The organism is Pedobacter sp. KBW06 (assembly GCF_003852525.1).
In the GTDB taxonomy this organism is placed as follows: domain Bacteria; phylum Bacteroidota; class Bacteroidia; order Sphingobacteriales; family Sphingobacteriaceae; genus Pedobacter.
In genome coordinates, this window is sequence record NZ_QAJL01000002.1 from 252970 (window position 1) to 278166 (window position 25197).

The window sequence follows — 25197 nt, forward strand, 5'->3', positions numbered from 1 at the left end:
TTGCGACAACAGAGTTACAGTCTGTCCCATTTGGCCACTCTGGTATCCCCCCGCTTTTATCTTGCCAATACTTTACAGTACCGAAGTTAAAAGAGCCTCCTATCGGGATCGAACCAATGACCTACTGATTACAAGTCAGTTGCTCTACCAGCTGAGCTAAGGAGGCTTATATCATTCATTGCTGATGGTTGAGCAATGATTTTTATTATGTTTAATCTTTCACAGAACTTTCCGAATCTTTTAAGAGAAACGCCCTCTCTGATTGGGATTGCAAATGTACACGAATTTTAATACGATCCAAAATTATTTTCAAAAAAAATTGGCGGGTTTTAGTCCCGCCAACCTTTTTATTAAAAACGCTTAAAATATCCTCCTAATAATCAGATACTTCGTCTGCATTTAAAATTGCTTTATGTTCACTTAATTTTTCTCTCGTCTTGTCTTTATGTTTGGTAATTTGTTTTCTCAGGGACTCAATTGCCAAATCCGTCGCCTCTTCAAAAGTTTTACATTGCTCCTTTGCGAACATCGTAACACCCGGAACGATCAGTTTGATCTCACTTATTTTATTTGCCTCATCATCTACATTCTCTAATTTCAAATAGACCTCTCCACTAATAATCTGGTCAAAGAACTGATCTAACTTATCAACTTTCTTCTGAATAAACTCTAACAACTTCTGGTCTGCATTGAAATGGATCGATTGAACTGTAATTTTCATTGTTTCCTCCTTTTTTATGCCTTTGGATGGGCTTGTTTATATATTGATTTTAATCTTTCTACGGAGTTATGGGTATATACCTGGGTTGCCGCCAGGCTGGCATGCCCCAATAACTCTTTTATTGCATTTAAATCTGCACCCCTGTTCAACAGGCTTGTTGCGTATGAATGACGCAATACATGCGGACTCTTTTTATCCTGTGTGGATACATTTGTCAAATAACTCGTCACTATTCTATAGATGAGCTTGGTATAAGCAGGAGCTCCTTTATCTGTAACGATCAAGACCCCCGTTTTGTTATTAAAATTCTGTAACGTTTTCAAGTCAATATAAGCTTTCATCTGATCTCCAAGGACTTTGCCTATCGGAATAATCCGTTCTTTATTCCTTTTTCCCAAAACCCGGACCGTAGCCCCGTAAAAATCAATATCCGATTCTTTCAGCGACAACAGTTCGGCCAAACGCATACCGGTCCCAAATAAGGTTTCGATCACCACCTTATCACGTACAGAAGGGAAAGTATCATCAAAAAATGCCCCGGAGTCCAGCAGGACATCCAGCTTCTGGTCGTCCACAAATACAGGAAGTCGTTTGGGTACTTTAGGCGCCTTTACAAGCGTCATCGGGTTTGAAGCGATCAAACCTTCACGGGAAAGGTATTTATAGAAACTGCGAAGCGTAGAGAGCTTCCTTCCTACAGAATTCTCAGAAACATGATCCTCCAGAAGGGCCACCATGAAATTTCTTACATGAACATGCCCTGCTTCATTAAGGGGCAATTCAAATGTTTGCAGCAGGTATTCACTAAACTGCAACAAGTCTGTTTTGTAAGACTGAATGGTATGTGGAGAATAACGCTTCTCGTGCTGGAGATATGTCAGGAATTGAGCAACAATCATAAAAACTATTTGTATGACACGATTAAGTGAATATACAAAACATAGCTCAGCTAATTGTTTTTATTTTAACATAAAAAATAAAAAAGCGCTATCGGGTTTACCGACAGCGCTTTAATATCATTTAAACTTTTCAGAAACTATACAGTTCCTTCAAGTTGCATGTTTTGCTTGTAAATTGCATGTTTAACTAGTGTACGACGAGCTACAGATTTTTTCTCATAAGCTTGGCGGCTACGTAATTCTCTTAACACACCTGTTTTTTCGAATTTCTTCTTGAAACGTTTTAAGGCTTTATCCAGTGATTCGCCGTCTTTAATATTAATGATAATCATAACGTAATATACCCCCTTTCGTTGTTTTTAGGACCGCAAAGATAGGGCTTTGTTTTGAGAATCAAAACAATAAGTGTAAATTTATTAAAAACAAACCTCCTATATATAATGTATATGTTTAGGACTTATCTAATTACCTATGAAATCAAAGAAAACGCTTTTTATCATCCTTGGCGTACTCATCCTTATTCTTGCAGGATTCTTTTACTTCCGTTACAACTTTGTCCTGGGAGAAGGCGTTAAGGCCGGAGAGCTCAATTATGTAGTAAAGAAAGGATATCTCTTTAAAACCTATGAAGGAAAGCTCATCCAGGCCGGGATCCGTTCCAAACAAACCGGCAATATTCAATCTAATGAATTCGAGTTCTCAGTAGAGGACAAAGCCATCGCAGAAAAAATGATGCTGAACAGCGGTAAAGTTTTTGAACTGCGCTATAAAGAATATATCGGCGCTTTGCCATGGAGAGGATATAGCCCGTTTGTGGTCTATGAGATCATTTCCATTAAATAATCCATAAAAAATCCGGTGACCATCTCTGGTCACCGGATTCCGTTTTTGGTTATATTTGGTTAGAATATGCGGTTTAGAACAGGAAGGTACGAATTAATCTTTTAAAACTTCCCTTGCTATTACAATTTTTTGTATTTCTGACGTTCCTTCTCCAATAGTACACAATTTACTGTCCCTGTAATACTTCTCTACCGGGAAATCTTTAGTGTATCCGTAACCACCGAAGATCTGTACTGCCTCTGTGGCACACCTTACAGAAACTTCTGAGGCGAAATATTTAGCCATCGCTGATTCCTTGGTCATCGGTAATCCGCGGTTCTTTAAATCTGCAGCCTGACGGATCAGCAAATCTGCGGCTTCGATCTCTGTCGCCATATCTGCCAGTTTAAAACTGATTCCCTGAAAGTTCGCAATCGGCTGTCCAAACTGATGACGTTCTTTTGCGTATTGAAGTGCGGCTTCATAAGCACCTTTAGCAATTCCTAAAGATAAAGCTGCAATAGAGATTCTTCCTCCATCCAATACTTTCATGGCCTGTTTAAATCCTTCGCCAACATTTCCAAGCAGGTTTTCTTTAGGCACCCTGCAATTGTCGAAAATCATTTCTGTAGTCTCCGAAGCACGCATGCCCAGTTTATTCTCTTTTTTACCGGCAGAAAAACCAGGAGTACCGCGTTCTACTACGATCGCAGAAATTCCTTTTGAGCTGCCTTTCTCTCCGGTACGAACCATCACAACAGCAATATCACCTGATTTACCATGGGTAATCCAGTTTTTTGCACCATTGATCACATATTCATCTCCATCAAGTGTAGCGGTTGTCATCATGCGCAAAGCATCAGAACCGGTATTCGCTTCTGTCAGCCCCCATGCACCAATCCATTCCGCAGTAGCCAGTTTAGGCAACCATCTATGTTTTTGTTCTTCATTCGCAAAAGCTAAAATATGACCTGTACATAAGGAATTGTGTGCTGCCAGAGATAAACCGATAGAACCACAAACCTTAGCTACTTCTACAATCACATCTACATACTCCTGGTATCCAAAACCAGAACCACCGTAAATTTCAGGGACCAATACGCCCATCAATCCCAGCTCACCTAATTTCTTAAAAACCTCAACCGGAAAATGTTGAGCTTCATCCCATTCCATTACATTGGCACGAATATTCTTTTCAGCAAAATCTTTTACCATCTTCCTGATCATCTCCTGATTTTCTGAGATACTGAAGTTGTATCCTACAGAACTATCCATCATTTCTAACATATCTTATTGTTTGAATTTGGGCAATTATAATGATTTAAAACCAGAGCAACAGCAGTTGAAAATTCGCCTGATGATAGAACGAAACGGTATTTAGTTCATTAACCGTATCGCTTCATTTTTAAGGAAAACAAATGAGCGGAGAAAGTTTTTTTATTTTTTTTATTTTAGTTTTGAAAAATATCTGAAAAGAAGCGTAATCATGAGATTTATTACCAGAAAAGATGTCCTTTTACAAATAAAAAGAGACCTTATTGGAAAAGATGCTTACCGTGGGGTAACGTTAACCTATTCCTGGATGGCCAATCAGTTCGGACATTTTTCCCTCGGGTTTATCCCCACCTTTATCCTATATAAGATTTTAACGTCAAAAACAGAAATGACACAAGTAGAGATCTGGTCTCCGCTGATCATCTGGGGATGCTGGATCTTGTTTGAACTGTATAATTTTCTTGGACCGCTCCTGCTCAACGTCCCCGTAAAAAAAACGACTTCCGGAAAAAAGACCTACATCTTTAACCCGGAGTGGGCGAATGTCACTTTCGATACCCTTACCGACCTTTGTTTCTTTGGAATTGGTGCCCTGGCCTGCAGCCTGATCTGTCTCTATTCCCTGCCCATCATGATCGGATTTATCATTTTATGCCTGCTTTCCCTTTACCCTTCCTATTACTGGTACTCGACAAAGATGCACCTGCAAAATGCGGGATACCCTTTCCAGCTTAGGCTCAGCCAATGGAATTTCAATATGCAGGACGAGCATAAAAAGATGATCAGTGATTTTTTAAATTGCGAAGAAAAAGGAAAACACCTATTGCTGTTCGGCTCTAAAGGCAGCGGAAAGACCTCTCTTTCCGTAGGAATTGCTACAGAAATGTCCATTAGAAACAACCGTTGCAGTTACGTAACTGCTACCAAGCTATTGTCTATGTTTTTTGAGCAAAGTGACCGTAGCAGCCTCTCTCCCGGCTCATGGACATGGCATGATTCTTCCCTCCTTGTCATTGACGACATCAATCCCGGCGGGCTCATCAAGAAGGATATTTTAAGGGCAACCTTATTCTATGAATTGCTCAATAATCCTCAATACGGTCCTTTTAACATCCAGCATATTAAAGCGATGAACATCATCTGGGTGATGGGAAATGAGGAACCTTCAGAAAAGGTGGAAGATACCTGGGAATATCTGCTCGGACTGATAGGCGTACCCGAGTCAGACATCATTACTGTAAATCTGGGAAGTGCTTAGTTAAGGTAAAATATAATTGTCGTAGGCAAAGCTCACCAGGTGGGTCAGACTTTTCACATTGAACCGTTTATATAATGGAATGATCCTTTTCTCTATTGCAGAATGCGAAACTTTAAGCGCATGGGCGATTTCTTTAAAAGAATAGCCTTTCGCTACCAGTTCCAATGCTTCCTTTTCTTTGTTCGAGATCGCGAGGTAGCTAAAGAGGATTTTGTTCAGCTCTTCTTCAAACTTTTCTTTTTCCGGTCCATAAGCGGCATAACGCATCACCTTTCCAAAAATCAGACTTCTGTTCACCTGAAAACGGCCAATGATCGATTCGATCTTTCCATTTTCAGAACTGAAAACCCCTACCCTTGCAGAAATAGGAACCTGTGTCCCGTTTTTATGGATCTTTTTCAGCTCAATGGTAAAGCTATACTTTTCAAGATCCTTTGATTTATGATGAATAAATTTTAAGGCTTTATCGTTTAGCTCATGAGAAAAATGGGCAAATTCCGGCGCAGACATGTTGACAATAGCCAACATATTGATTTCATCATCTTTATATCCTAAAACATCTTCCCAACCACTGGCATAAATCATCCGGTTTTGCTTAAAGGAATAGATATACACCGCTTCATCCGCAAACTTCGGAATGCGCTCATCAAAAAATAGCGCTTCCTCACTTTTCAGATCCGCAGGAACAGCGGTAATAAAAGTCTTGGAATAATCACCAAAATTCTCTCTCTCTTGCATTTTCATTAGCGTATATTGTTTTTCAATGGTAATGAAGCGATCAGCGCCAGACATTTCGTTATGCGATCTGTAAGATCCTGATGGTTTCATTGGAACATGTTATTTTTTACGGTTATGAAGCGATCGTAAGCATGTCCATTATTTTTTTTAAACGGATGCTGATGACGGTTTCATTCGGTCTTTGACAAATTAAATAATCAAAACTGCGTGTTTTCGCAGTTGATACTCCCCATGTAGTCCTGTAATTTTACGGCAAAATAGAAAAGTAACATAGCTTATCCAAAGTATTATTGGGGAAATAAAATTATTCATTCTAAATATAATCACAATGTATCTCAAAAACGTTAACAAATCGTATGTGACTCGGTATTCGATTCTCATACTAAAGGTCATTGCAGTAGCACTTTTTATATTTTGCTTCTACCAGGCTGCAAAAATTAGCTCTTAATATATCTCCCCCCCTATATTTATGAACATGCAATCCTAACCAGTTTAGGGTTGCATTCATACAAATCTCTAAAAAAGATTAATAGGAAGCTAACGAGCAAACCTTAACTGCGTAAGGACTTAATCGCGTTCTCCCATTTAAAAAATCCAGACTAATGATAAACGAATATGCAGCTACCTCTGCACCTAGTTGCATCACGAGTTTGGAGGCTGCCACAACGGTCCCTCCTGTAGCCAACAGATCATCGTGGATCAGGACCCGTTGACCGGCAACCAAAGCATCCTCATGAACTTCAATCGTTGCTGTACCGTATTCCAGATCATAGCTTTGCCGTATGGTTTTATAAGGCAATTTCCCGGCTTTACGGATAGGAATAAAAGGTACATTTAAAAGCTGTGCCAGTGCAGGTCCAAATAAGAATCCCCTGCTTTCAATTCCTGCAACCACATCAATCTCTACACCTTTCAATTGTGCAGCTAAAGCCTCAGCGATTTCCAAACAGAGTTTAGGATCTTTCAGGATTGGCGTAATGTCTTTAAAAATAATTCCCGGTTTTGGGAAATCGTTCACATCGCGGACGGTCTGCTTAATTTTTTCTTCAATCATCGTTAAAAAGTAAGATAAGGGGCCAGCCTCCCTATAATTTCAGGCGTTAAAATGGCAACCTTATTTAAGTCGGCAATATTACTATAATTTCCGTGTTGTTTTCTATATTGTATCAGTGCATTTACTTGTTTATAACGGATATAGGGATTGGACTTAAAATCTGCAAGCTCTGCGGTATTGATATTGATCTTTTTCAGCTTGTCCGGATCTACACTCACCTGATTTTTAACCTCATTATATTTAAGGGAATCTATTCCAAACACCTCCATCAGCTGTTCCTTTTTATAGAACCCACCGATTCTTTCCCTATAGGCAACAATTCTTCTGGCGAAAACCTTTCCTATGCCTTTAATCTGATCCAACTCCAGGGTATCTGCTGCATTCAGCTCTATCAGTATCGGCTTCAATTCTTTAGGGCCGGAAGCCTGTGAGCCAGGCTTAACTCCAGTGTTTTGCAGTACCTGATGTGCTGTTTCTGCAATCTGCACATAAGGTTCCAGCAGGTGATACAACTCAGGACTAATGGTATACATCTTTTGCAAATCCGCTTTCTTACGAAAGACTCCTCCTTTCAACCGGTAATTTAAAATCGCCTGGGCCTGCTTTTCCGATAAACCCAGCTTTTGCCAGTCATGGATGTCAATGACATTGGGATCAAAATAAAATAATACAGATTTTCTTTTTTTGGGATAATCCCTTACGGAAAAATTTCGGGGCTCCGGTTTTTTGTCCTCTTCTGATGGATTGGCCATGGCAAATTTCAGCACAGCCAGCTGTTCTTCGGCTGTGGGAAGCTCCTGAGGCCTTAAGGCCCGATAAACCATAGGAAATACAAAAACTCCGGCCAGGAGAATCAGCAAAACCATCAGGCCATTAAATTCCTTTCTGGAAAATTCAAAGTAGTTATTTAGCCATTTTCTCATCACCTGTCTAATCTACTTACTGTTATTTAAAAATATAAATCTTATTTTTGAAATTGCTTTATTATTCACAAACAAAATTAAATGAAGATCATAACCACCAAAGAGTTTGCAAAGGCCACTAAGATAGATAAGTTAGGTGTGCCTGGCCTGGCCGCCTTACTTATGGAGATGATGAAATTGAATGATATCAACAAGGTTTTTTCCCAGAATGAACATTTTAACGGTTTAGAGTTTGTTGATAAAATCCTGGAAACTATTGGTGTAAGTATAGATTTTGATGAAGACGATCTAAAAAGTATTCCAAAGACAGGAGGATTCATCGCGATAGCCAATCACCCTTACGGTGGAATAGAAGGCCTGGCCCTGGTAAAATTGTTATGTACAGTAAGACCGGAAGCCAAGGTAATGGTGAACTTTATCCTTAAAAAGATCCCCAACCTGAGTGAATTCTTCGTTGCGGTAAACCCCTTCGAAAACGTACAACATACTTCCAGCATCAGCGGGCTCAAAGCAACTTTCGACCTTCTTCAAAGCGGTACCCCTATCGGGATATTCCCTGCAGGTGAGGTTTCGACCTTTAGCCTGGACAAACAGGAAATCACCGACAGGTTATGGCACCCGGTAGTAGGTAAACTGATTGCAAGAGCAAAACTACCCGTTGTTCCTATTTATTTCCATGGCAATAACGGTGTGCTGTTTAACATTCTTAGTTTCATCCATCCTACTTTAAGAACCGCCAAGCTTCCTTCAGAATTCCTGAATAAGCAAGGTCTTAAAATTAAGGTCAGGATAGGAAAGCCTATTCATATTGAAGACATTTCTTACAGAAACAATACCAATAAATTACTTGATTTCTTACGCGCCAGGACCTATGCTTTAGGAACAGGCCTGGATGAAGAGAAGAAATTATTCAACCCCATCAACCTCTTCAAGATCAAGAAAAAGCCGGAGCCTGTGATTGAGGAAACGGAGCGTTCACTGATCGTTTCAGAAATTGAAGACCTGGAAAGCTTCAGGGTATGGCAGGAGAAGAATTATGAGGTGTATATTACTCCGACTGCCATCATTCCAAACATCCTGAGAGAGATTGGCCGTTTACGTGAAATTACATTCAGAGAAGTTGGCGAAGGAACGAATAAGAAAATCGATCTGGACAACTACGACATCTATTACCATCACTTATTCATCTGGGATAAGGACCAGCAAAACATTGTAGGTGCTTACCGGATTGGTAAAGGAGATGAAATTCTAAATACGATGGGCAGAAGAGGTTTTTACCTTTCAGAGCTCTTCAAAATTAAAGAACCTTTTTATCCTTTACTGAGAAAAGGAATAGAGCTGGGCAGGTCCTGGATTCGCAAGGAATACCAGCTGAAACCGCTTCCTTTATTTCTGCTGTGGAAAGGAATCTTAAAGTATTTACTGGACAATCCGCAATACCGTTACATGTTCGGCCCGGTAAGTATCAGTAATAACTTCTCGAAGTTCTCCAAATCACTCATTGTGGATTACATCACCAAGAACCACTTTGATTACGAACTGGCAGCTTATGTGAAGCCTAAGAACAAATTTAAAGCAGACCTGTCTGCCATAGATAAAAACCTTTTGATTGAAAGCAGCGAGTCGCTGAAAGACCTGGACAGTTTAATCTCAGATATTGAAAACTCGCATATTAAAATTCCGGTATTGTTAAGACAGTATATGAACCTGAATGCGAAGATTATTTGTTTCAATATAGATCCTAAATTCTCTGATTGCCTCGATGGATTCCTCGTGGTGGATATGCAGAATATCCCTTCAGAAATGCTGGAGAAGATTGGTAAGAATTTCTAAAAAGCAAAGAGCCACGACATCCATCGTGGCTCTTTGTTATCAACTAAACCTAAACTTATAAATACTAACCAAATATTTATGACGCAAAAGTAAGGGCATCATATTAAATCCTTGTTAAATGCGGATTATGATAAGTATTCTTAACATATCAGTTTAGTCTACCATGATATAAAACATAGAAGTAAATCCCGGATCTATTATATTCTCTGCTTTAATCCTATTTTATAAAACTAAGTTTAGTCTTCAAGCTATAGTTAATAAAAAATAAAGCTTTATAGCCTTTATTTATGGTTTCCAGTCTATTTAACAACAAATGGGCTACCTCAGTAATTTGAGATAGCCCATTTATACGATAATGTCTAAATTTTTTTTTTATAATTTTTTACTGAGCAGGGAATGCATAAAACGCGATATGTTTTTTCACTAACAAATCTGAAACTTCTCCTGTTGCAATAAATAAAAACAAATTCATTCTCTCATGACTATAGCAATACACTGGAATAGTTCCAGGAACCTGTGTGCTATACGCATAAAAAGCCACTTTTGACGGAGCCGCCTCCCAAGCACTACCGGATCCTGTTAAGGCCTCTGTAGGTTTTTGATTAGAAGTTGAATAATAAGTCAAATTGGCTGGGAGACCTGGTTCACCATCGTTATCATACGATTTACCTTTAAACTCATAAACAGGTATTGTTCCGGGAGCCTGAGTTTTATATGCATGGTAATAAATACCACGATTACTCCAACCTGCAGGTGTTGACATTGCGTCATTCAAAGATAAATAGTATTCGCCGTTATTAGTCCCGGCTACCATATATATAGGAGCTTTAGGCACGGCCTTTTCAGTGTAAATCACCTGAATACGTTCATTTGTTCTCTCTTCAGTAACCACTTTATTCTGAGCAGAATTGAAATAAGTGAACCTTATATACAACATACCATTCAGTATACCTTTCGGCAATACAGCATCCATAGGTATAATGGCAGAGCCTGTTGGTTTGCCTAATCCATCATTAAAATCTGCATTCGTAACCTTTCTCGATACAAGGTCGATAGTTGCATTATTATTGTCTTTATATACTAACACGAAGCTACATTCGCCACTGTAGTATCCTCCGGTAGAACGTGCAGGTCGACTCAGGTCTAAGTGGAATTTGAAAGGAGTACTGGCATTTTTATCAGAAACACTCAATCCTCCGCCTGGGGCTAAATTTTCCGGATAAATTTTGAATGTTTGAATCAATATATCAGCATTGTCAGCTTTGGATGCAAAGACATTAAGAAAAAAGAACAATGCTAACAGGCAAATTCCTTTATAAGACTTTAGATTTTTCATATTTAATCTCCGTATTTCATGTGGTAAATATTTGCATCCTTATAAAATGCTTCGAGAAACACCCTATCTGTTCTGTTTATTCCATACACCACGAATTCATTGGTCGCTTTATCATATGTAATATCTTCCTTCCTTACACCCTGGCTTATCGATATAAATTTTATCATGAGGGAGTCTGAAACCGTATTGACGATTTTAGAGGAGGTTTCCTTTGTTACCTCGGCTTTTATTGGTTCTTCCTTTTTACAGGAGACAACAGCTACTGCGAGTAGCAGTAAAGCAAACGATGTCTTTTTTCCAAAAAAGACAAAAAAAGTTCTACTCTTCATATTTAAATATTTCAGGAAAAATAGACAAGTAATACTAACTTAATGTTAAATAATAATAAATATATAAAACAATTAAAATATAAATATGAAATAAAAACACCTAAAAAACGCTTTCTAAACAAAAAAAGCCCTGACTCACGTCAGGGCTCCTGCATTATTAAAAATTTTATAGAAAAAAGCGTTACCGCTTTAAAAATCATTCATCATATCCCCTTAGAAACTATACCTTAAACCAAACTGCATCTGGTACCTCGAAGCAAAGAAATCCTTTGAATAAGTACTCGTATTGTTCTGATCGAAGGTGTATGTCGGATAAGTACTTGCAGAACCTCCCGCTCCTGGTTTTAAACCTACACTAGCCATAGAGTTGTAGGTATTTGGAGAAAAGTACTGTACACCCCAGTTTTTATTCAGCAAATTGGTCAGATTGACAATATCATAAGTAAAAGTCAAGGTATGTTTACGACTTCCTTGCTCTGAAACAATCAGGGCCTGAGAGAAACGAAAATCTGCCTGAACATTCCATGGTGTACGTGCTCCGTTACGCTCTGTAAAATTACCCCTTCTGGTTTTCAGGTACCGGTCTCCGTCAATAAATGCATCAAATGCTGCTGCCTGTTGCATTCCATCTGGAGTTTTCGCAAAAAACTGAGGTGTTTCTCCTGCTTTTGGAATATACACCAAACTCACATTCTGTCCGGTACCATTGATCGTTGTGTTCAGGAAACCATAAGAATAAGGCGATCCGGACTGTGCACTGAAGAACAATGAGAAATTGGCGATATACCTGTTATTCTGATCCCAGGCATGTTTAAAATTCACGGTGGACACAATCCTGTTCCGGATGTCAAAATTAGAATAAGCCAAACCAGGACTATTCGGATTTAAAGACTGGTTCAACTGCCAGTTAGATTCCATGGAATTTCGGATTCCATTGGTCAGGTCTTTAGATTGTCCGTAGGTGTAGGCTGCCATCACGTCCAGCCCAAAAGGAAATGATTTACTCACTTGTCCGGTCAAACTATAACGATATCCCTGACTGGTATTAGACAACAAATAGGCATTACTGTACTTTGGATTAATTTTATTGTTTGTATTCGGATAGATAGGCTGCTGTTTCTCGGTATCGTATACATAATAAATCGGATTATCCGTAAAATTCACCTGTTGAAATTTCAGGTCATGAATAACCTTGGTATAGATCCCTTCCACTGTAAACTTCCATTGGTCATCTGTTTTATAATCGAATGCCAGACTGGTCCTCCAGGTTTTAGGCATTTTAAAATTGTTATCGATCAGGTCGACCTGTGTAGCGCCATTGGCATCATTCACATTAACCCCTTGTTTTGAAACATAACCAGCTTCCCCGTTACCATTGAGTGCATCCCTGATGGGATCGCTGCCGGCTGCCTGTGAAACAAGTGGCGGCTTGGCCGGATCATAGTTATACTTTTTATCAAAAGCACCATAAGTAACCCCATTGTTATAATAAGCATAACCTAACCAGGCAAAAGGAACCCTTCCGGTAAACAAGCCACTTCCTCCCCTTAACACCATTGTTTGATCGCCATTGATATCATAGTTAAACCCAATCCGAGGGGATACCTGAACCTGGCCTAAGAAATTATTCTTAATGTTTTTTGGCAATGTATAGCTAAAAGTATTGCCATAATTTGGATCAACCGGTGCATTGGTCGTCTTATCACTCAAAGGCTGCTTGTTCGGCAAATCAGCAAGGTCAAAACGAACACCATAAGTTAGCTTGAACCGGTCCGTCAGCTGAAACTGATCTTCTCCGTATAAACTGTACATGTTCAGCTTAAATTCTGCAGGAGGATTATTTAAAATATTATCCCTGGTATTGTCTGCATAATTGTAATTCGTCCGGACACGGCTTGGAAGGTTATTTAAGAAGTCGCTTACACTCCCATAGGCCACACGGCCATTCCATGCGTTTACAAAACCATAAGTAATATTATAAAGCTCGTTATGTGTACCGAAGGTAAATGTATGCTTCCCTTTAGTAAAAGTAAAGTTGTCTGTAAATTCAAAAGTCTTTTGCTTCATATTAAAGATACTCGCCTCCCGGTCAGTTCCCAGGAAAATTGTTCCTCCCCGGGAACTGATTTCTATCTGTGGTAAAGCAGGATTGTTGGTCGGATCTCTAAAATCATGAATGCTGGAATAACCGACTACCAGGCTATTGGAAGCGTTATTGGAAATTCTGCTTTTCAGCTCTGCAACGGTTGAACTCTGATTATTGGTTTGCTGAAAATCAATTCCACCAAACCTAAAGTTCGCCTGATCACGCTCCAGATTTGTCGCGGTAGACCTGATCGTATTGTTACGGATGGTCAATTGGTTATGATCATCTATGTTCCAATCCAAACGGTTAAAGAACTTGTTAGATTTCGCATAAATATTATAATTTCCTGATGAGCCCGGATCAATACCATATTTATTGATCATGTTATTGGTAATTGCAGTCGCTTCATCAGCGGTGATGATCTTCATGTCTTTTGAACCTGCACCTAAAATCACAGGATCTTGCCGGCGGGTGAGTTCTTCATTTGTAAAAAAGAACAACTTGTCCTTAATGATTGGAAAGCCAAGTCTCAGCCCTGTTTGGTAATCATGAAATGAAGAGGGCTCTTTGGAATTGTCGCCGATCTTGTTCCGGCCAATCAGTGCTGCATTACGTCCGTATCCATATACCGAACCGGTGACTTCATTGGTTCCTGAACGTGTAACCGCATTGACACTTCCACCCGTGAAGTTACCAATCTTCACATCATAAGGTGCCAGCAAAACCTGCACATCCTGAATGGCATCTAAAGAAACCGGATTCGTTCTGGTACTGCTGCCAGGCATTCCTGAGCTACCACTTTGCCCGCCTAAAGAAGGGCTAAATCCAATTGCATCGTTATTGATTGCTCCGTCTATCGTCACGTTGTTATACCGGAAATTCGTTCCTACAAAGGAATTGTCTTTGCTTCCCTGTGGCGTTAAACGGGTCAGGTCGGTCAGGCTTCTGCTTACCGTAGGAAGGGTCTTAATTTGCTCCTCTCCAATCTTTGTTCCTGTTCCTGTTTTCTGTCCTCCTCTTGTACCCGAAACAATCACCTCGCTGAGCAGCTGACCTTCGTCGGCCAGCGCAAAATCCTGCCGTTGATCTACTCCAAGGTTCAGGCTGTTCTGAATTCTTTCCTGTTTACTATATCCGATATAACTTACTGTAATTTTGTACGGTCCACCTGGGTTTAAGTTATTTACCCGATAGGATCCATCGCCCCCGGTCACCACACCATATTTAGTCCCGGTGGGTTGGTGCACAATTAATACACTTGCGCCGGGAATACCATCCCCTTTGGTGTCCCTAACCTTTCCGCTAATGCTTGAGGTCGTCACCTGTGCTATGGAATTAACTCCGGTAAAAAGAAGCAATGCCATAAGCAAATACGAGAAATAATTGTTGAGTTGTTTTTTCATTTGTCCCCTATAATTTTTATTCAAAACTATAGCAGCAAAATGAAGTTAATATTAAATTAACATGAATGCGTCATAGAATTAATATGGAATTAAAACGGGATTAAAACGCAATTAAAATATGGCTTCAGGCATTCCATTTCGATTCAAAAAATAATATGAGAGCGAACAATACCGGGAAACACGGCGACTAAAAATATTAATTTAATGTTATCATTATGTTAAAACCACCCCGTAAGATACTGACAACCAAAACACTTATCGATTCATACCAAACAAAAAAAGACATGTAAGTAATACTTACGGGTCTTTTTGTGTCTAACCTTTTAGGCTACTTTATCAAAAGTCAATCTTGCCTGACCAGGAGTTGTGGAAACTGAAGATTATGGATCAAATGAGCCCAACCAGTACTCCAGTCCGATGTTTAAAAGTGCCTCTCTGTTACGATCAAAAAGATTAAAAAAAAAGGCCATTGAGAAAACTCTCAACGGCCTTTTAATAAAGAACTTATTTACTTAAAAAGTTGCGCCTGTAGCTGCTACAGAGCCCGCTTTTAATACAAAACTTGGAGCAGTTAAGCTAAATGGACTTGCAAGTAAAGCTGCCGCTGCAGTTTCATCGACAGTAGTATTATTTTTAGAAGTAAGGTATGTTTTAAGCAAATCAACGTTTGCAAAAGAAGGAACAGTACCATCAGCTACAATATCCTTACCTGCAGTATATGACTGATAGATATTGTTCTTAATAAGTGAAGTACCATCAGTTAATGCATCTCCGGTTTCTTTATCGCGGATATCGATACCGAATTTAAATCCAATAAACAAAGAGTTTCCTAAGATCATTTTTGAACCTCTTCTCCATAAATTAGCGTATTCATGTTTAGCATCAACACCTACATTTCCAGGGCCGATGATTGTCATGTTAGAAATCACAGGACGTGTTCTTGGACCTACACTGAAGTCACCGGCAGAGTTATCAGACTCGATACCGTTAGACTGACCAGCCTGATCTGCTAATTTAGGATCTCTCTGACCCACTAAGAATTGCAATTTACCAGAAAAACCGTTATCAAAATCAAACACATCATCTACGTTTGCAGTAGAAACAAGGTGCTTTGCATTTACAGTACCTCCGAACCACTCGAAAGAGTCGTCACCTGAATAAGCAACCTGTACGTAGTCTATAGTAGTACCAGATCCAACAGAACCTAATGTTAATCCATTAATCTCATTATCTTTTGCAAAAGCAATACCTGGGAATTCAATACGAACAAATTTCAGTATACCTGAATTATCTAGAGGATCTGTTCCACCATGGTTACCTTCAGGAAGTGTTAAACCACCTTCAATAAGGCCGGTTCCGTTTGGAAGATTATTAGTTGATCTACCAAGAAGAATGATACCACCCCAATCACCAGGGTTTCTCAGGCCAGGACCAAAGTTAGAAGTAAAAACAATTGGTTTATCAATAGTACCTTGCGCAATTAATTTTGCACCACGGGTAACCACCAAAGTTCCTTTAGTTGTTTTATCACCTCTGATTACCGTTCCTGCCGGAATCGTTAATGTTACACCTTCTTTAACATAAACAAAGCCTGACAACAAATAAATTTTGTTCGCATCTAAAGTAGTATTAGTAGATATGGTTCCTGTTAATACATCTGTGGTTGCTCCGTAAACAGTTGTATTAGGAGTATAGTTGGTCCAAGTTGCAGTCCAGTCAGTTGTACCAAATGCTCCTCTGTAACTAACTTTTTCAAAAAAGGCATCTGCTAATGATTCATTTGAATCGGGTGGAGTTACGGGTGGATCTACAGTATTAGAATCCTTTTTGCAACTAGAGATGGTTGCCGCACCTGCCACTAAAATAGCTAATAAGCTTAAATTAAACTTGTTTTTCATTTTTCCTTGTATTATTTGTTCAAAGATATACCGACCACATTAACCTACTATTAATTTGAAATTAAGAATGGTCAGTATATATGTTAATTAATTGTAACCTCTATTTGATTTTATAAGAGAACCCAAGAGAAATTGTTGATCCGAAGCGATCTGAGATATTCACATTATCTGTCCTTTCATTAAATGAAGCATCCGGATTGGCTGTTTTTGGCTTTTGATAATAGATGGCTTTATTATTGAAGATATCACTATAGTTCAACTTCACTTCTGCTCTCGATTTAGCGAACTTTTTAGAGAGCTGTAAGTCTAATACATTTCTTGGTCTCTCATAAACATCCGGATCGCGCACATTTCCTACCACCCATATGCGTTTTCCAATTCGGTTATACAATAGACTTACTCCAATTGAATTTTTTTCTTTTGAACTATATTGCAGGCCAGCGTTAAGTAGGTACGGAGACTGCCCCATCATTGGTCTTTTACCTTTTATGTTTACTGTTGTTGGAACCTTTACCTCAGATTTGATATAAGATGCGTTTGCACTGAAGGTAAAATTATCAAACTCCTCTCCAACAAAACTCAATGTCTTTCTGAACTCAGCTTCAACACCGTATAAGTTAGCTGATGGCGCATTAAAATAGCCAAAAGATCTTCCAGATGCTGCAGGATCTAACTGTTGCTCGATTGGAGATTCAAAATACTTATAAAAGACAGAAACGGTGATTGCCTCTCCAGATGCAGGATACAAAGCATACCCCAAATCAAAATTTGTAGTTTTAGATTGCTTTAACTTCGGCTGTCCATATACGTTTACGTTCTTATTGAAATCATAGAATGAAAACGGAGCAATTTCTCTGAACTCTGGCCTTCCCACAGTTTGAGATCCTGATAAACGAATACTTGCTTTATCCGTTAAGTTATAAATCAAGTTTGCTGATGGGAGAATATTTGTATAAGTAGTATCTATTTTTAATGCCCTTGATGAGTTATCTGTACTATTTAATTTTTGGTTGTAATTTTCTAACCTTACACCAATTCCCAATCTTAACTGCTCAGTCAGATAACCATCAAACATCACATAACCCGCATTTAATAAAGAGTTTGCGTCGTATCTATCAGAACCATTGGTAATCTCGTCAATAATAAACCCATTAGGCGCAATATTATTAGCGTTAAAAATCTGATCCTGAGGAAGCGTTAGCAATGAGGTGTTAAAACTACTCCCACTTCTAATAAAACCGATATTTCTAGCGGAGAAATCTCTCTTTCTATACTGACCAAAATATCCAATTTTAAGCTTATTAGTGTCCTTAAACCATTTAACAGGAATTGTCAAATCTGCGGATCCACCATAGGTATTCTCGTTCAGAGCTGAAGAGAAATTACCACCTAAACCCGCTGAAGCGCTACCAGGTTGAATACTTGCGCGAAGAATACCGTCTCCACCATCAGCGTATTCCATTCTCTTATATCCTGGCTCTTTCCTGTCAATATTTGCGAAATTTAAACCCCAGTCCAATTTGATCTTACTTACTGAAGATAAGATATGATTACCGGTTAGCTGACTTGACAATAAAGAACGTTGTAACAGGTAATCACCTGTCCTTAAGAACGGACTACCACTTTCATCTGTACCAATTCTTTCAATAAACTGGCTCTCTAAAACCCTGTTATATAAATTCTTTAATGCGATTTTATTGGTTCCCCACGAGTAAGCAAAGTTTGCCAGGCCACCAATGTTTGTATTGTAGTTATAAGCATTATCATGATACCTGTCTCCGGCATTTTGCCCGGTATAAGCAATCTGATCACTTTCTCTCAGACGCTCATCATATCTGTATGACAATGACAACACCGTACCAAATTTGCTATCGTCTTTAAATACTTTACTTGTTCCGTAATTTGCCTGAAATATAGGTCCTAAAGTAGCCTTAACTTTATCATATCCCCAGTTGTTGGCAAAAGTTCTGGAAAGCGCAAAACGCTCTGATTCTGTTTTAGCCAGATAATCGATTCTTGAAGGAAAACCTGAAGGGATGTCCCTGTCTTTACTATAAAACCCGAAGACTTCGTTTCCGCTCTTTTTAGGAGATAAAAAGTCCTTAAAAGTAGATTGAGTATTATAAGATGTTCCCAAAGAAAAATTCAGGAAAGGAACATCTGGAAAGTCTTTTGTTGTTACCTGTACCACACCTCCGGAAAAGTCTCCCGGAATGTCAGCAGAGGCTGTTTTATTCACAACAATTGCATCGATAAGATTCGAAGGTAAAATATCAAATGAAAATGCTTTTTTGTCCACCTCAGTATTGGGTAATACAGAATTGTTTAGCATTGCCGAATTATACCTGTCAGAAAGACCGCGGACAATGATGTATTTATTATCCTGAATACTGGTACCGCTAACCCTTTTTAATACTTCTGAAGTATTTTTATCGGGACTCTTCCTAATCAATTCAGCAGAAATTCCACTTGAAATGCTCAGGCTTGATTTTTGGTTAGCATATAAGGTGTTTACAGATTCCTTGCTTACATTAGCAGAAATCACAACCTCATTTAAATTGCTGGATGAAGCTTCGTCCAAAACAAAATCAACATTGGTTGATCCATTACCTTTAACATCAATATCGGTAATTCTTTTTGTTGAATATCCTACATAAGAAGCTTCAACTATATATTTACCAGATGTTAAACCGCTGATAACATATCTTCCTTCCACATCGGTTGATGCACCTTTTGTTGTACCTGCAATCTTCACCGTCACACCGATCAGTGTTTCACCAGTTTTCTTATCAGATACTTTACCAGAAATTTTGCCGGTTTGAGCAAATACGGTTACGCCAATAATTACGAATAAAACTGTAATTAATGCCTTCTTGAGATTTAGTTGTGATTTCAATTTTTCCCTGTTTTTTATTTCAGGCAAAGCTATTACCACAATGTTAGCCCCATGTTACTCGGGCATTACCATTCCTTTATCACAATGTTAACCCAATATTAAATGGGGTTTGGCTCAATATTTTAAGCCCACTTTTTTGCATATAAAGTGCAATAACCAAATAGGGCCGATTAACAAAAACTTAACATCTTCTAAAAATGAAGGTTTCTTTCCTTCGATTTTATGACCGATAAATTGTCCGGCCCAGGCCGCTACAAAAATCACTGCACAAACCAGCCATAATGCCGGGCCACCAGCCAGTTGCCACTTTTCAAGCTGTACAATTCCCATAGACATCACGAAGATCAGCAGTAACATCAGGTAAGACATTACCGGAGAAAGTTTATAGTAGTAATAAACGGAAAAAGCGATCAGAAACGAGGCCCAGTTCAGGTAGCCATTGTACTTGCCAAGGAAGGCAAGATGAGGAAAGGGAATGGCCCAAACCAGTCCCAGCAGGCTAAAAACAATTAATGGAACGCAGATCCAATGGATCATTTCATTGGAATGATTTTGATGGCTTTCTGCATACTTATCAAAAAGAACATCTACCGCGCTTTTCTCTACTGGTTTCATCTTCATATCGCTTTTTAATATCCCTGTTCCGGAGAGAACAGGATTTTGGTAAAAATAAAGAAAGCGACAGATAAATCCATCGCTTTCCTTTTAAATATTCGCAGGCCCGAATGATCAGGCCAGATTTTTATTTTGCAAAAGAAACAGATCTGGTTTCCCTGATTACTGTTACTTTGATCTGACCAGGATAGGTCATTTCTGTTTGGATACGGTTAGAGATGTCGGCCGCCAACAATTCTGCCTGCTGATCGGTTACCCTTTCACTCTCTACCACTACCCTTAACTCTCTACCTGCCTGAATCGCAAAGGTTTTCTCTACACCAGGATAAGAAAGCGCCAGTTCTTCCAGTTCTTTCAATCGTTTGATATAGCTTTCCACTACCTCACGACGGGCACCCGGACGCGCACCGGAGATGGCATCACAAGCCTGAACGATTGGTGAGATCATGGAAGTCATCTCGATCTCGTCATGGTGAGCTCCAATGGCATTACAGATTTCAGGATGTTCCTTATATTTCTCTGCCAGCTGCATCCCTAAGATTGCGTGAGGCAATTCCGGGTTATCATCAGGCACTTTACCGATATCGTGTAATAATCCCGCACGTTTCGCCATTTTAGCATTCAGGCCAAGCTCTGCAGCCATCGTTGCGCAGAAGTTAGCCACCTCACGTGAGTGATGTAATAAGTTCTGTCCGTAAGAAGAACGGTAACGCATACGTCCAACCATTCTGATCAACTCAGGGTGTAAACCATGAATTCCAAGGTCAATTACCGTACGTTCTCCGATCTCTACGATCTCGTCTTCGATTTGTTTTTTTGTTTTAGCTACCACCTCTTCGATACGTGCAGGGTGAATCCTGCCATCCGTTACCAAACGGTGTAATGCCAAACGGGCAATCTCTCTTCTTACCGGGTCAAAACCTGATAAGATAATGGCTTCCGGCGTATCATCCACAATGATCTCAATTCCGGTAGCGGCTTCCAAAGCACGGATGTTACGTCCTTCTCTACCAATTACACGGCCTTTTATCTCATCACTTTCGATATGGAAGATAGAAACTGTATTTTCGATCGCTGCTTCTACAGCAGTACGCTGTATCGTCTGAATCACGACCTTTTTAGCTTCTTTAGTGGCAGTCAGTTTCGCCTCGTCCACAATGTCCTTCACCTGGATCATCGCCTGAGTACGGGCTTCCTGTTTCATGTTTTCTACCAGCTGATTCTTTGCTTCTTCCGCACTTAATCCCGCGATGGTTTCCAACTGCTTCACATGTTGATTTTTCAACAGGTCTACTTCTTCCTGTTTTTTAATCGCAACATCTGTTTGTTTTTCCAGGTTCTTTTTATGATTGTCAAGCTCCTGTTCCTTACGGTTCATGTTTTCCAAACGCTGATTTACAGATTGTTCTTTCTGTTTCATCGCATTTTCACGTTGGTTGATCTGGTTGTTTTTTGTATTTACTTCCTGCTCATGCTCAGATTTCATCTGTAAAAACTTCTCTTTAGCTTCCAGCAACCTGTCTTTCTTTAAAATATCAGCTTTGCTTTCTGCATCTTTGAGCATCTTTTTTACCTTGGTCTGTGCTGCAATCTCCTGCTTTTTAAGCAAGCCTCGCAGCAGGTATCTGCCTACTAAAACGCCAACCACCAGGCCGGCAAGTACATATCCAATTATTCCTACTATTTCCATTTTTAGTTCATCTGTATTTATATATTTCCTTTGTCCCTCAGATGCAGTTTAAATGACCTCTTACATTTCCCCCTCAGGATATCTTTAAATCATGTTTATAAAAAAACCGCAACTAATCAATAAGTCTCAACTATTCAAAACCTCAACGAGTTATAATTAGAATTTAAGTCATTTTCAGGTACATAAATGTAAATGAAATACACCCTCTTAATTCTATAAATATTGAAGTGTTAAGTTTTAAAATTTGTGAAACTCAAAAATTTAGCTGCGGCTATATCATTGTGCTAATCTTAACTTATATAAAGAACGCTCCTATTTGGAGAAAAAATCATTTAATAAACTATCCAGTTCCTCTACCTTTTCGGCTACAGCAGTATCCTGATCCTGGACTTTATTTTCAACACGTAACACTGCCGTTGCATAATGCAGTACCGCCATTGAAAGCAAATCCTGTTTATCCCTGACCGCATAATTTTCCTGATAGTCCTTTATGCGCTCATTAATAATCTTTGCTGCCCGCCTCACAATTTCTTCCTCTTCTGTATTTACCTTTAAGGGATAGATACGGTCGGAAATAGTTATTTTTATCGAGATTTCTCCCATTTCTTAGCTTTGTTTCACTTTTTCTGTTTTCCTTACTTCTTCAGTAAGACCACGCACTTATCTATTTCACGCACAAAATCGTTAATTTTTTGCTTTATATCAAGTGTCTTTTCACTTGTACCTTCAATACTCTTCGCTAATTTCAACACCCTAAGCTTTTCATCCAGGTCTGCATTCTTATTTTTAGAGTGATCCAGCGCAACTTTTATAGATTGATTTTCCTGCTTCAATAAATCGTTTTCTTCCTGTAAGGCATTACAGAGCTCTATTACGCGAGCTGTTTTCTGCAATACGGAGTTTAATTGATCGGCAACCGAAGACATGTTATTAAAGTTTGTTTACTAATCTAAATATTTTTTAAACGCAATAAATTATTTTCTTATTTCCGCTTTTGCTGTTTGCGCTAAGTTAGAAATAATCTTTTGCATCACCGCATCAATTTGCTTATCGGTTAAGGTCTGCTCCTCGTCTTGCAAAGTGAAATTCAAGGCATAAGATTTCTTCCCTTCAGGCAGCTTCTCCCCTACATACACATCGAACACTTGTACGCTCTTAATCAGCTTCTTCTCTGTTTTAAAAGCAATAGTTTTCAACTGATCAAAGGTCACATCTGTATCTACCAGCATTGATAAATCCCTTCTTACCGCAGGATATTTCGACACTTCTTTATTCACAATTTTATTCTTTCTGACAATGTCGAGTAATAAAGCCCAGTCAAAATCGGCGTAAAACACCTCTTTATCCACATCCGCTTTCTTCCGGTCTGCAGTGGTAACCGCACCAAATGTAACGATCGCTTTATCCCCTCTGAAATACTTCAGCCCGTAAGCAAAATTATCGTCGCTCACATCCGCCGACTGGTAATTACTGATCCCCAAACGGCTGATGACTGCATCTACAGCAGCTTTCAAATGGTAGAAACTTACCGGAGATACTTTATGGTTCCATTGCTCCGACTGATTTGATCCGGAGATCAGGATCAGCAGGCGCGGACGCTCCACATATTTTTCATTGATCAGGTGATAAGTTTTACCGAATTCATAAAACTTAATGTCTGCTGTTTTTCTGTTCTGGTTGTAAGCAACGCTTTCCAATGCCGGCATTAACAAGCCCTGACGCATTACATTCAAATCAGAACTCAAAGGATTCAGGATCTGAACCGCTTCTTCAGGATTCTTAGAATAAGCACCTTTGGTTAGGGAGTTACACCAGATCTCCAAAAATCCGTTGGCAGTCAGCATATCCGCAATCACATGCTGTGTCTGCTCCACATCTGGTTTAGAAGTGTTAGACAGCGAAGCATTGATTTTACTTGGAATCGCAATCTTGTTATAACCATAGATCCTAAGCACTTCTTCTGTGATGTCACATTCACGCGTTACATCCACTTTATAGCTCGGCACCTTCAACGACAAACCTTCTGCGGTCTCCGCCACTACTTCAATACTTAAAGCAGTAATGATCTCCTTAATTTCTGCATGAGGGATCTCGGCACCAATCAGTTTATTGATGTTATTGTAATTTACCTCCACATCGAAAGGAGCGACCGGAGACGGATAAACATCAGAGACTACAGAAGAGATTTCTCCACCTGCAAGTTCCTGAATCAATAAGGCCGCACGTTTTAACGCAAAGATCGTCATTTCAGGATCTGTACCACGTTCATACCTGAAAGAAGCATCAGTCTTCAGGCCATGTCTTTTAGCCGTCTTACGTACTGTTTTGGCATCAAAATAAGCGCTTTCCAGGAATACCTTTGTGGTGTTTTCATTCACTCCTGAGTTCTTACCACCGAATACACCGGCAATACACATCGGCTCTTCTGCATTACAAATCATCACGTCTTCTGCAGACAGCTTGCGTTCTACCCCATCAAGTGTTACAAAAGGAGTTCCTTCTGCACATTTCTTAACGATGATTTGTCCGCCTTTAAGGCTATCCGCATCAAAAGCATGAAGCGGTTGCCCTAACTCATGCAATACGTAATTGGTAATGTCAACAATATTATTGATCGGACGAATGCCGATTACTTTTAATTTATCCTGCAACCAGTCTGGCGAAGTTTTAACCGTAATTCCAGAAATGGAAACACTGCTATATCTTGGACATGCTTCCGAATCTTCCACACTTACTGCAATGTTCAACTGCTCATTTGCAGTTTTAAAAGCAGTAACATCAGGCATCGTCAATGGCGTGCGTAAATAAGCGGCCAAATCCCTGGCCACCCCTAAATGCGAAGCTGCATCAGCCCTGTTAGGGGTCAATCCGATTTCATACAGATAATCATCTTCCAGGTTGAAATAGGATTTAGCACTTAGCCCAATCTGTGTATCTTCAGGAAGCACCAAAATACCATCATGGGAAACTCCCAATCCGATTTCATCTTCCGCACAGATCATTCCTTCAGAAACTTCACCCCTGATTTTAGACTTATTGATCTTAAATGGCTCGCCTTCATTCGGGTAAACAGTAGTACCTACGGTAGCCACTACAACCTTCTGACCAGCAGCCACATTAGGCGCACCGCAAACAATCTGGATGTTTTCCGCTCCGCCTACATTTACCGTAGTCACGCGTAAACGATCCGCATTAGGATGTTGTACACAGCTCAATACATGACCAATCACCAATCCTTCCAATCCGCCTGCAACGGCTTGTACCGTTTCCAGACTTTCTACTTCCAGGCCAATGTCGGTCAGGATAAGCGAAAGTTCTGCAGGAGTTTTATCAGTTGTCAGGAATTGTGTCAGCCACTTATATGATATCTTCATGTTGTATGTTCAGTATAAAATGCAAAGATATAAAATAATGCCGTCGG

General features: G+C 39.5%; 21 protein-coding genes and 1 tRNA gene. 4 read left to right on the plus strand and 18 right to left on the minus strand.

Features of this window, described 5'->3' with window-relative positions; all coding sequences use genetic code 11:
• Positions 1-93: 93 nt before the first annotated feature.
• The 4 genes from DBR43_RS11220 to rpsU form a co-directional block, all read right to left on the minus strand.
• A tRNA-Thr gene (locus DBR43_RS11220) sits at positions 94-166 on the minus strand.
• 207 nt (positions 167-373) lie between these two features.
• Positions 374-721: a ribosome hibernation-promoting factor, HPF/YfiA family gene (gene hpf, locus DBR43_RS11225; protein ID WP_073232493.1), complete on the minus strand. Its 348-nt coding sequence runs from the start codon at positions 719-721 to the stop codon at positions 374-376.
• A gap of 14 nt (positions 722-735) precedes the next feature.
• Positions 736-1620, minus strand: a complete 885-nt coding sequence (locus tag DBR43_RS11230) for a tyrosine-type recombinase/integrase (RefSeq protein ID WP_124580893.1) — start codon at positions 1618-1620, stop codon at positions 736-738.
• Between the two features lie 137 nt (positions 1621-1757).
• Positions 1758-1952 carry a 30S ribosomal protein S21 gene (gene rpsU / locus DBR43_RS11235; protein WP_062551169.1) on the minus strand — a complete coding sequence of 65 codons (195 nt, stop codon included), beginning with the start codon at positions 1950-1952 and terminating at the stop codon, positions 1758-1760.
• Between the two features lie 139 nt (positions 1953-2091).
• Here rpsU and DBR43_RS11240 point away from each other — a divergent pair, with 139 nt between their 5' ends.
• Positions 2092-2463 (plus strand): hypothetical protein, encoded by a 372-nt coding sequence (locus tag DBR43_RS11240; protein WP_124580895.1) that lies wholly within the window; start codon positions 2092-2094, stop codon positions 2461-2463.
• A 93-nt stretch (positions 2464-2556) separates the two neighbouring features.
• Here DBR43_RS11240 and DBR43_RS11245 read toward each other — a convergent pair whose 3' ends face one another.
• A complete protein-coding gene (locus DBR43_RS11245) occupies positions 2557-3729 on the minus strand; it encodes an acyl-CoA dehydrogenase family protein (protein WP_124580897.1) in 1173 nt (390 codons plus the stop codon).
• Between the two features lie 199 nt (positions 3730-3928).
• Here DBR43_RS11245 and DBR43_RS11250 point away from each other — a divergent pair, with 199 nt between their 5' ends.
• Positions 3929-4975, plus strand: coding sequence for an ATP-binding protein (locus DBR43_RS11250; RefSeq protein WP_124580898.1), 1047 nt, complete (start codon positions 3929-3931; stop codon positions 4973-4975).
• On the opposite strand, the gene DBR43_RS11255 is transcribed toward DBR43_RS11250, so the two are convergent.
• From DBR43_RS11255 to DBR43_RS11265, 3 genes are all read right to left on the minus strand, one after another.
• Positions 4976-5803: a LuxR C-terminal-related transcriptional regulator gene (locus DBR43_RS11255; RefSeq protein ID WP_233602943.1), complete on the minus strand. Its 828-nt coding sequence runs from the start codon at positions 5801-5803 to the stop codon at positions 4976-4978.
• 436 nt (positions 5804-6239) lie between these two features.
• On the minus strand, positions 6240-6767 hold the full coding sequence (locus tag DBR43_RS11260) for an adenine phosphoribosyltransferase (protein WP_124580899.1): 528 nt from the start codon (positions 6765-6767) through the stop codon (positions 6240-6242).
• A gap of 2 nt (positions 6768-6769) precedes the next feature.
• Positions 6770-7690 carry a ComEA family DNA-binding protein gene (locus DBR43_RS11265; protein WP_124580901.1) on the minus strand — a complete coding sequence of 307 codons (921 nt, stop codon included), beginning with the start codon at positions 7688-7690 and terminating at the stop codon, positions 6770-6772.
• An 81-nt stretch (positions 7691-7771) separates the two neighbouring features.
• On the opposite strand from DBR43_RS11265, the gene DBR43_RS11270 reads away from it, so the two are divergent.
• Positions 7772-9523 (plus strand): lysophospholipid acyltransferase family protein, encoded by a 1752-nt coding sequence (locus DBR43_RS11270; RefSeq protein ID WP_124580902.1) that lies wholly within the window; start codon positions 7772-7774, stop codon positions 9521-9523.
• Between the two features lie 382 nt (positions 9524-9905).
• Here DBR43_RS11270 and DBR43_RS11275 read toward each other — a convergent pair whose 3' ends face one another.
• Positions 9906-10859: a hypothetical protein gene (locus DBR43_RS11275; RefSeq protein WP_124580904.1), complete on the minus strand. Its 954-nt coding sequence runs from the start codon at positions 10857-10859 to the stop codon at positions 9906-9908.
• Positions 10860-10861: 2 nt separating this feature from the next.
• The gene (locus DBR43_RS11280) at positions 10862-11188 is read right to left on the minus strand and encodes a hypothetical protein (protein ID WP_124580906.1); all 327 of its coding nucleotides are present in this window, start codon (positions 11186-11188) and stop codon (positions 10862-10864) included.
• A 42-nt stretch (positions 11189-11230) separates the two neighbouring features.
• On the opposite strand from DBR43_RS11280, the gene DBR43_RS11285 reads away from it, so the two are divergent.
• The gene (locus DBR43_RS11285) at positions 11231-11419 is read left to right on the plus strand and encodes a hypothetical protein (RefSeq protein ID WP_124580908.1); all 189 of its coding nucleotides are present in this window, start codon (positions 11231-11233) and stop codon (positions 11417-11419) included.
• Here DBR43_RS11285 and DBR43_RS11290 read toward each other — a convergent pair.
• The 8 genes from DBR43_RS11290 to pheT form a co-directional block, all read right to left on the minus strand.
• A complete protein-coding gene (locus DBR43_RS11290; RefSeq protein ID WP_124580910.1) occupies positions 11402-14677 on the minus strand; it encodes a carboxypeptidase regulatory-like domain-containing protein in 3276 nt (1091 codons plus the stop codon). The genes DBR43_RS11285 and DBR43_RS11290 overlap by 18 nt on opposite strands.
• 512 nt (positions 14678-15189) lie before the next feature.
• Positions 15190-16575 carry a hypothetical protein gene (locus DBR43_RS11295; protein ID WP_124580912.1) on the minus strand — a complete coding sequence of 462 codons (1386 nt, stop codon included), beginning with the start codon at positions 16573-16575 and terminating at the stop codon, positions 15190-15192.
• 100 nt (positions 16576-16675) lie between these two features.
• Positions 16676-19471, minus strand: a complete 2796-nt coding sequence (locus DBR43_RS11300; RefSeq protein WP_124580914.1) for a TonB-dependent receptor — start codon at positions 19469-19471, stop codon at positions 16676-16678.
• Positions 19472-19585: 114 nt separating this feature from the next.
• Positions 19586-20086 (minus strand): DUF962 domain-containing protein, encoded by a 501-nt coding sequence (locus tag DBR43_RS11305; RefSeq protein ID WP_124582053.1) that lies wholly within the window; start codon positions 20084-20086, stop codon positions 19586-19588.
• Positions 20087-20213: 127 nt separating this feature from the next.
• Positions 20214-21776 (minus strand): ribonuclease Y, encoded by a 1563-nt coding sequence (rny, locus tag DBR43_RS11310; RefSeq protein ID WP_073232482.1) that lies wholly within the window; start codon positions 21774-21776, stop codon positions 20214-20216.
• A 312-nt stretch (positions 21777-22088) separates the two neighbouring features.
• Entirely contained in the window at positions 22089-22379 is a 291-nt protein-coding gene (locus DBR43_RS11315) for a cell division protein ZapA (RefSeq protein ID WP_068891351.1), read from the minus strand.
• Between the two features lie 32 nt (positions 22380-22411).
• Positions 22412-22702 (minus strand): hypothetical protein, encoded by a 291-nt coding sequence (locus DBR43_RS11320; RefSeq protein WP_124580916.1) that lies wholly within the window; start codon positions 22700-22702, stop codon positions 22412-22414.
• A 48-nt stretch (positions 22703-22750) separates the two neighbouring features.
• Positions 22751-25150 carry a phenylalanine--tRNA ligase subunit beta gene (pheT, locus tag DBR43_RS11325; RefSeq protein ID WP_124580918.1) on the minus strand — a complete coding sequence of 800 codons (2400 nt, stop codon included), beginning with the start codon at positions 25148-25150 and terminating at the stop codon, positions 22751-22753.
• Between the last annotated feature and the right edge of the window lie 47 nt (positions 25151-25197).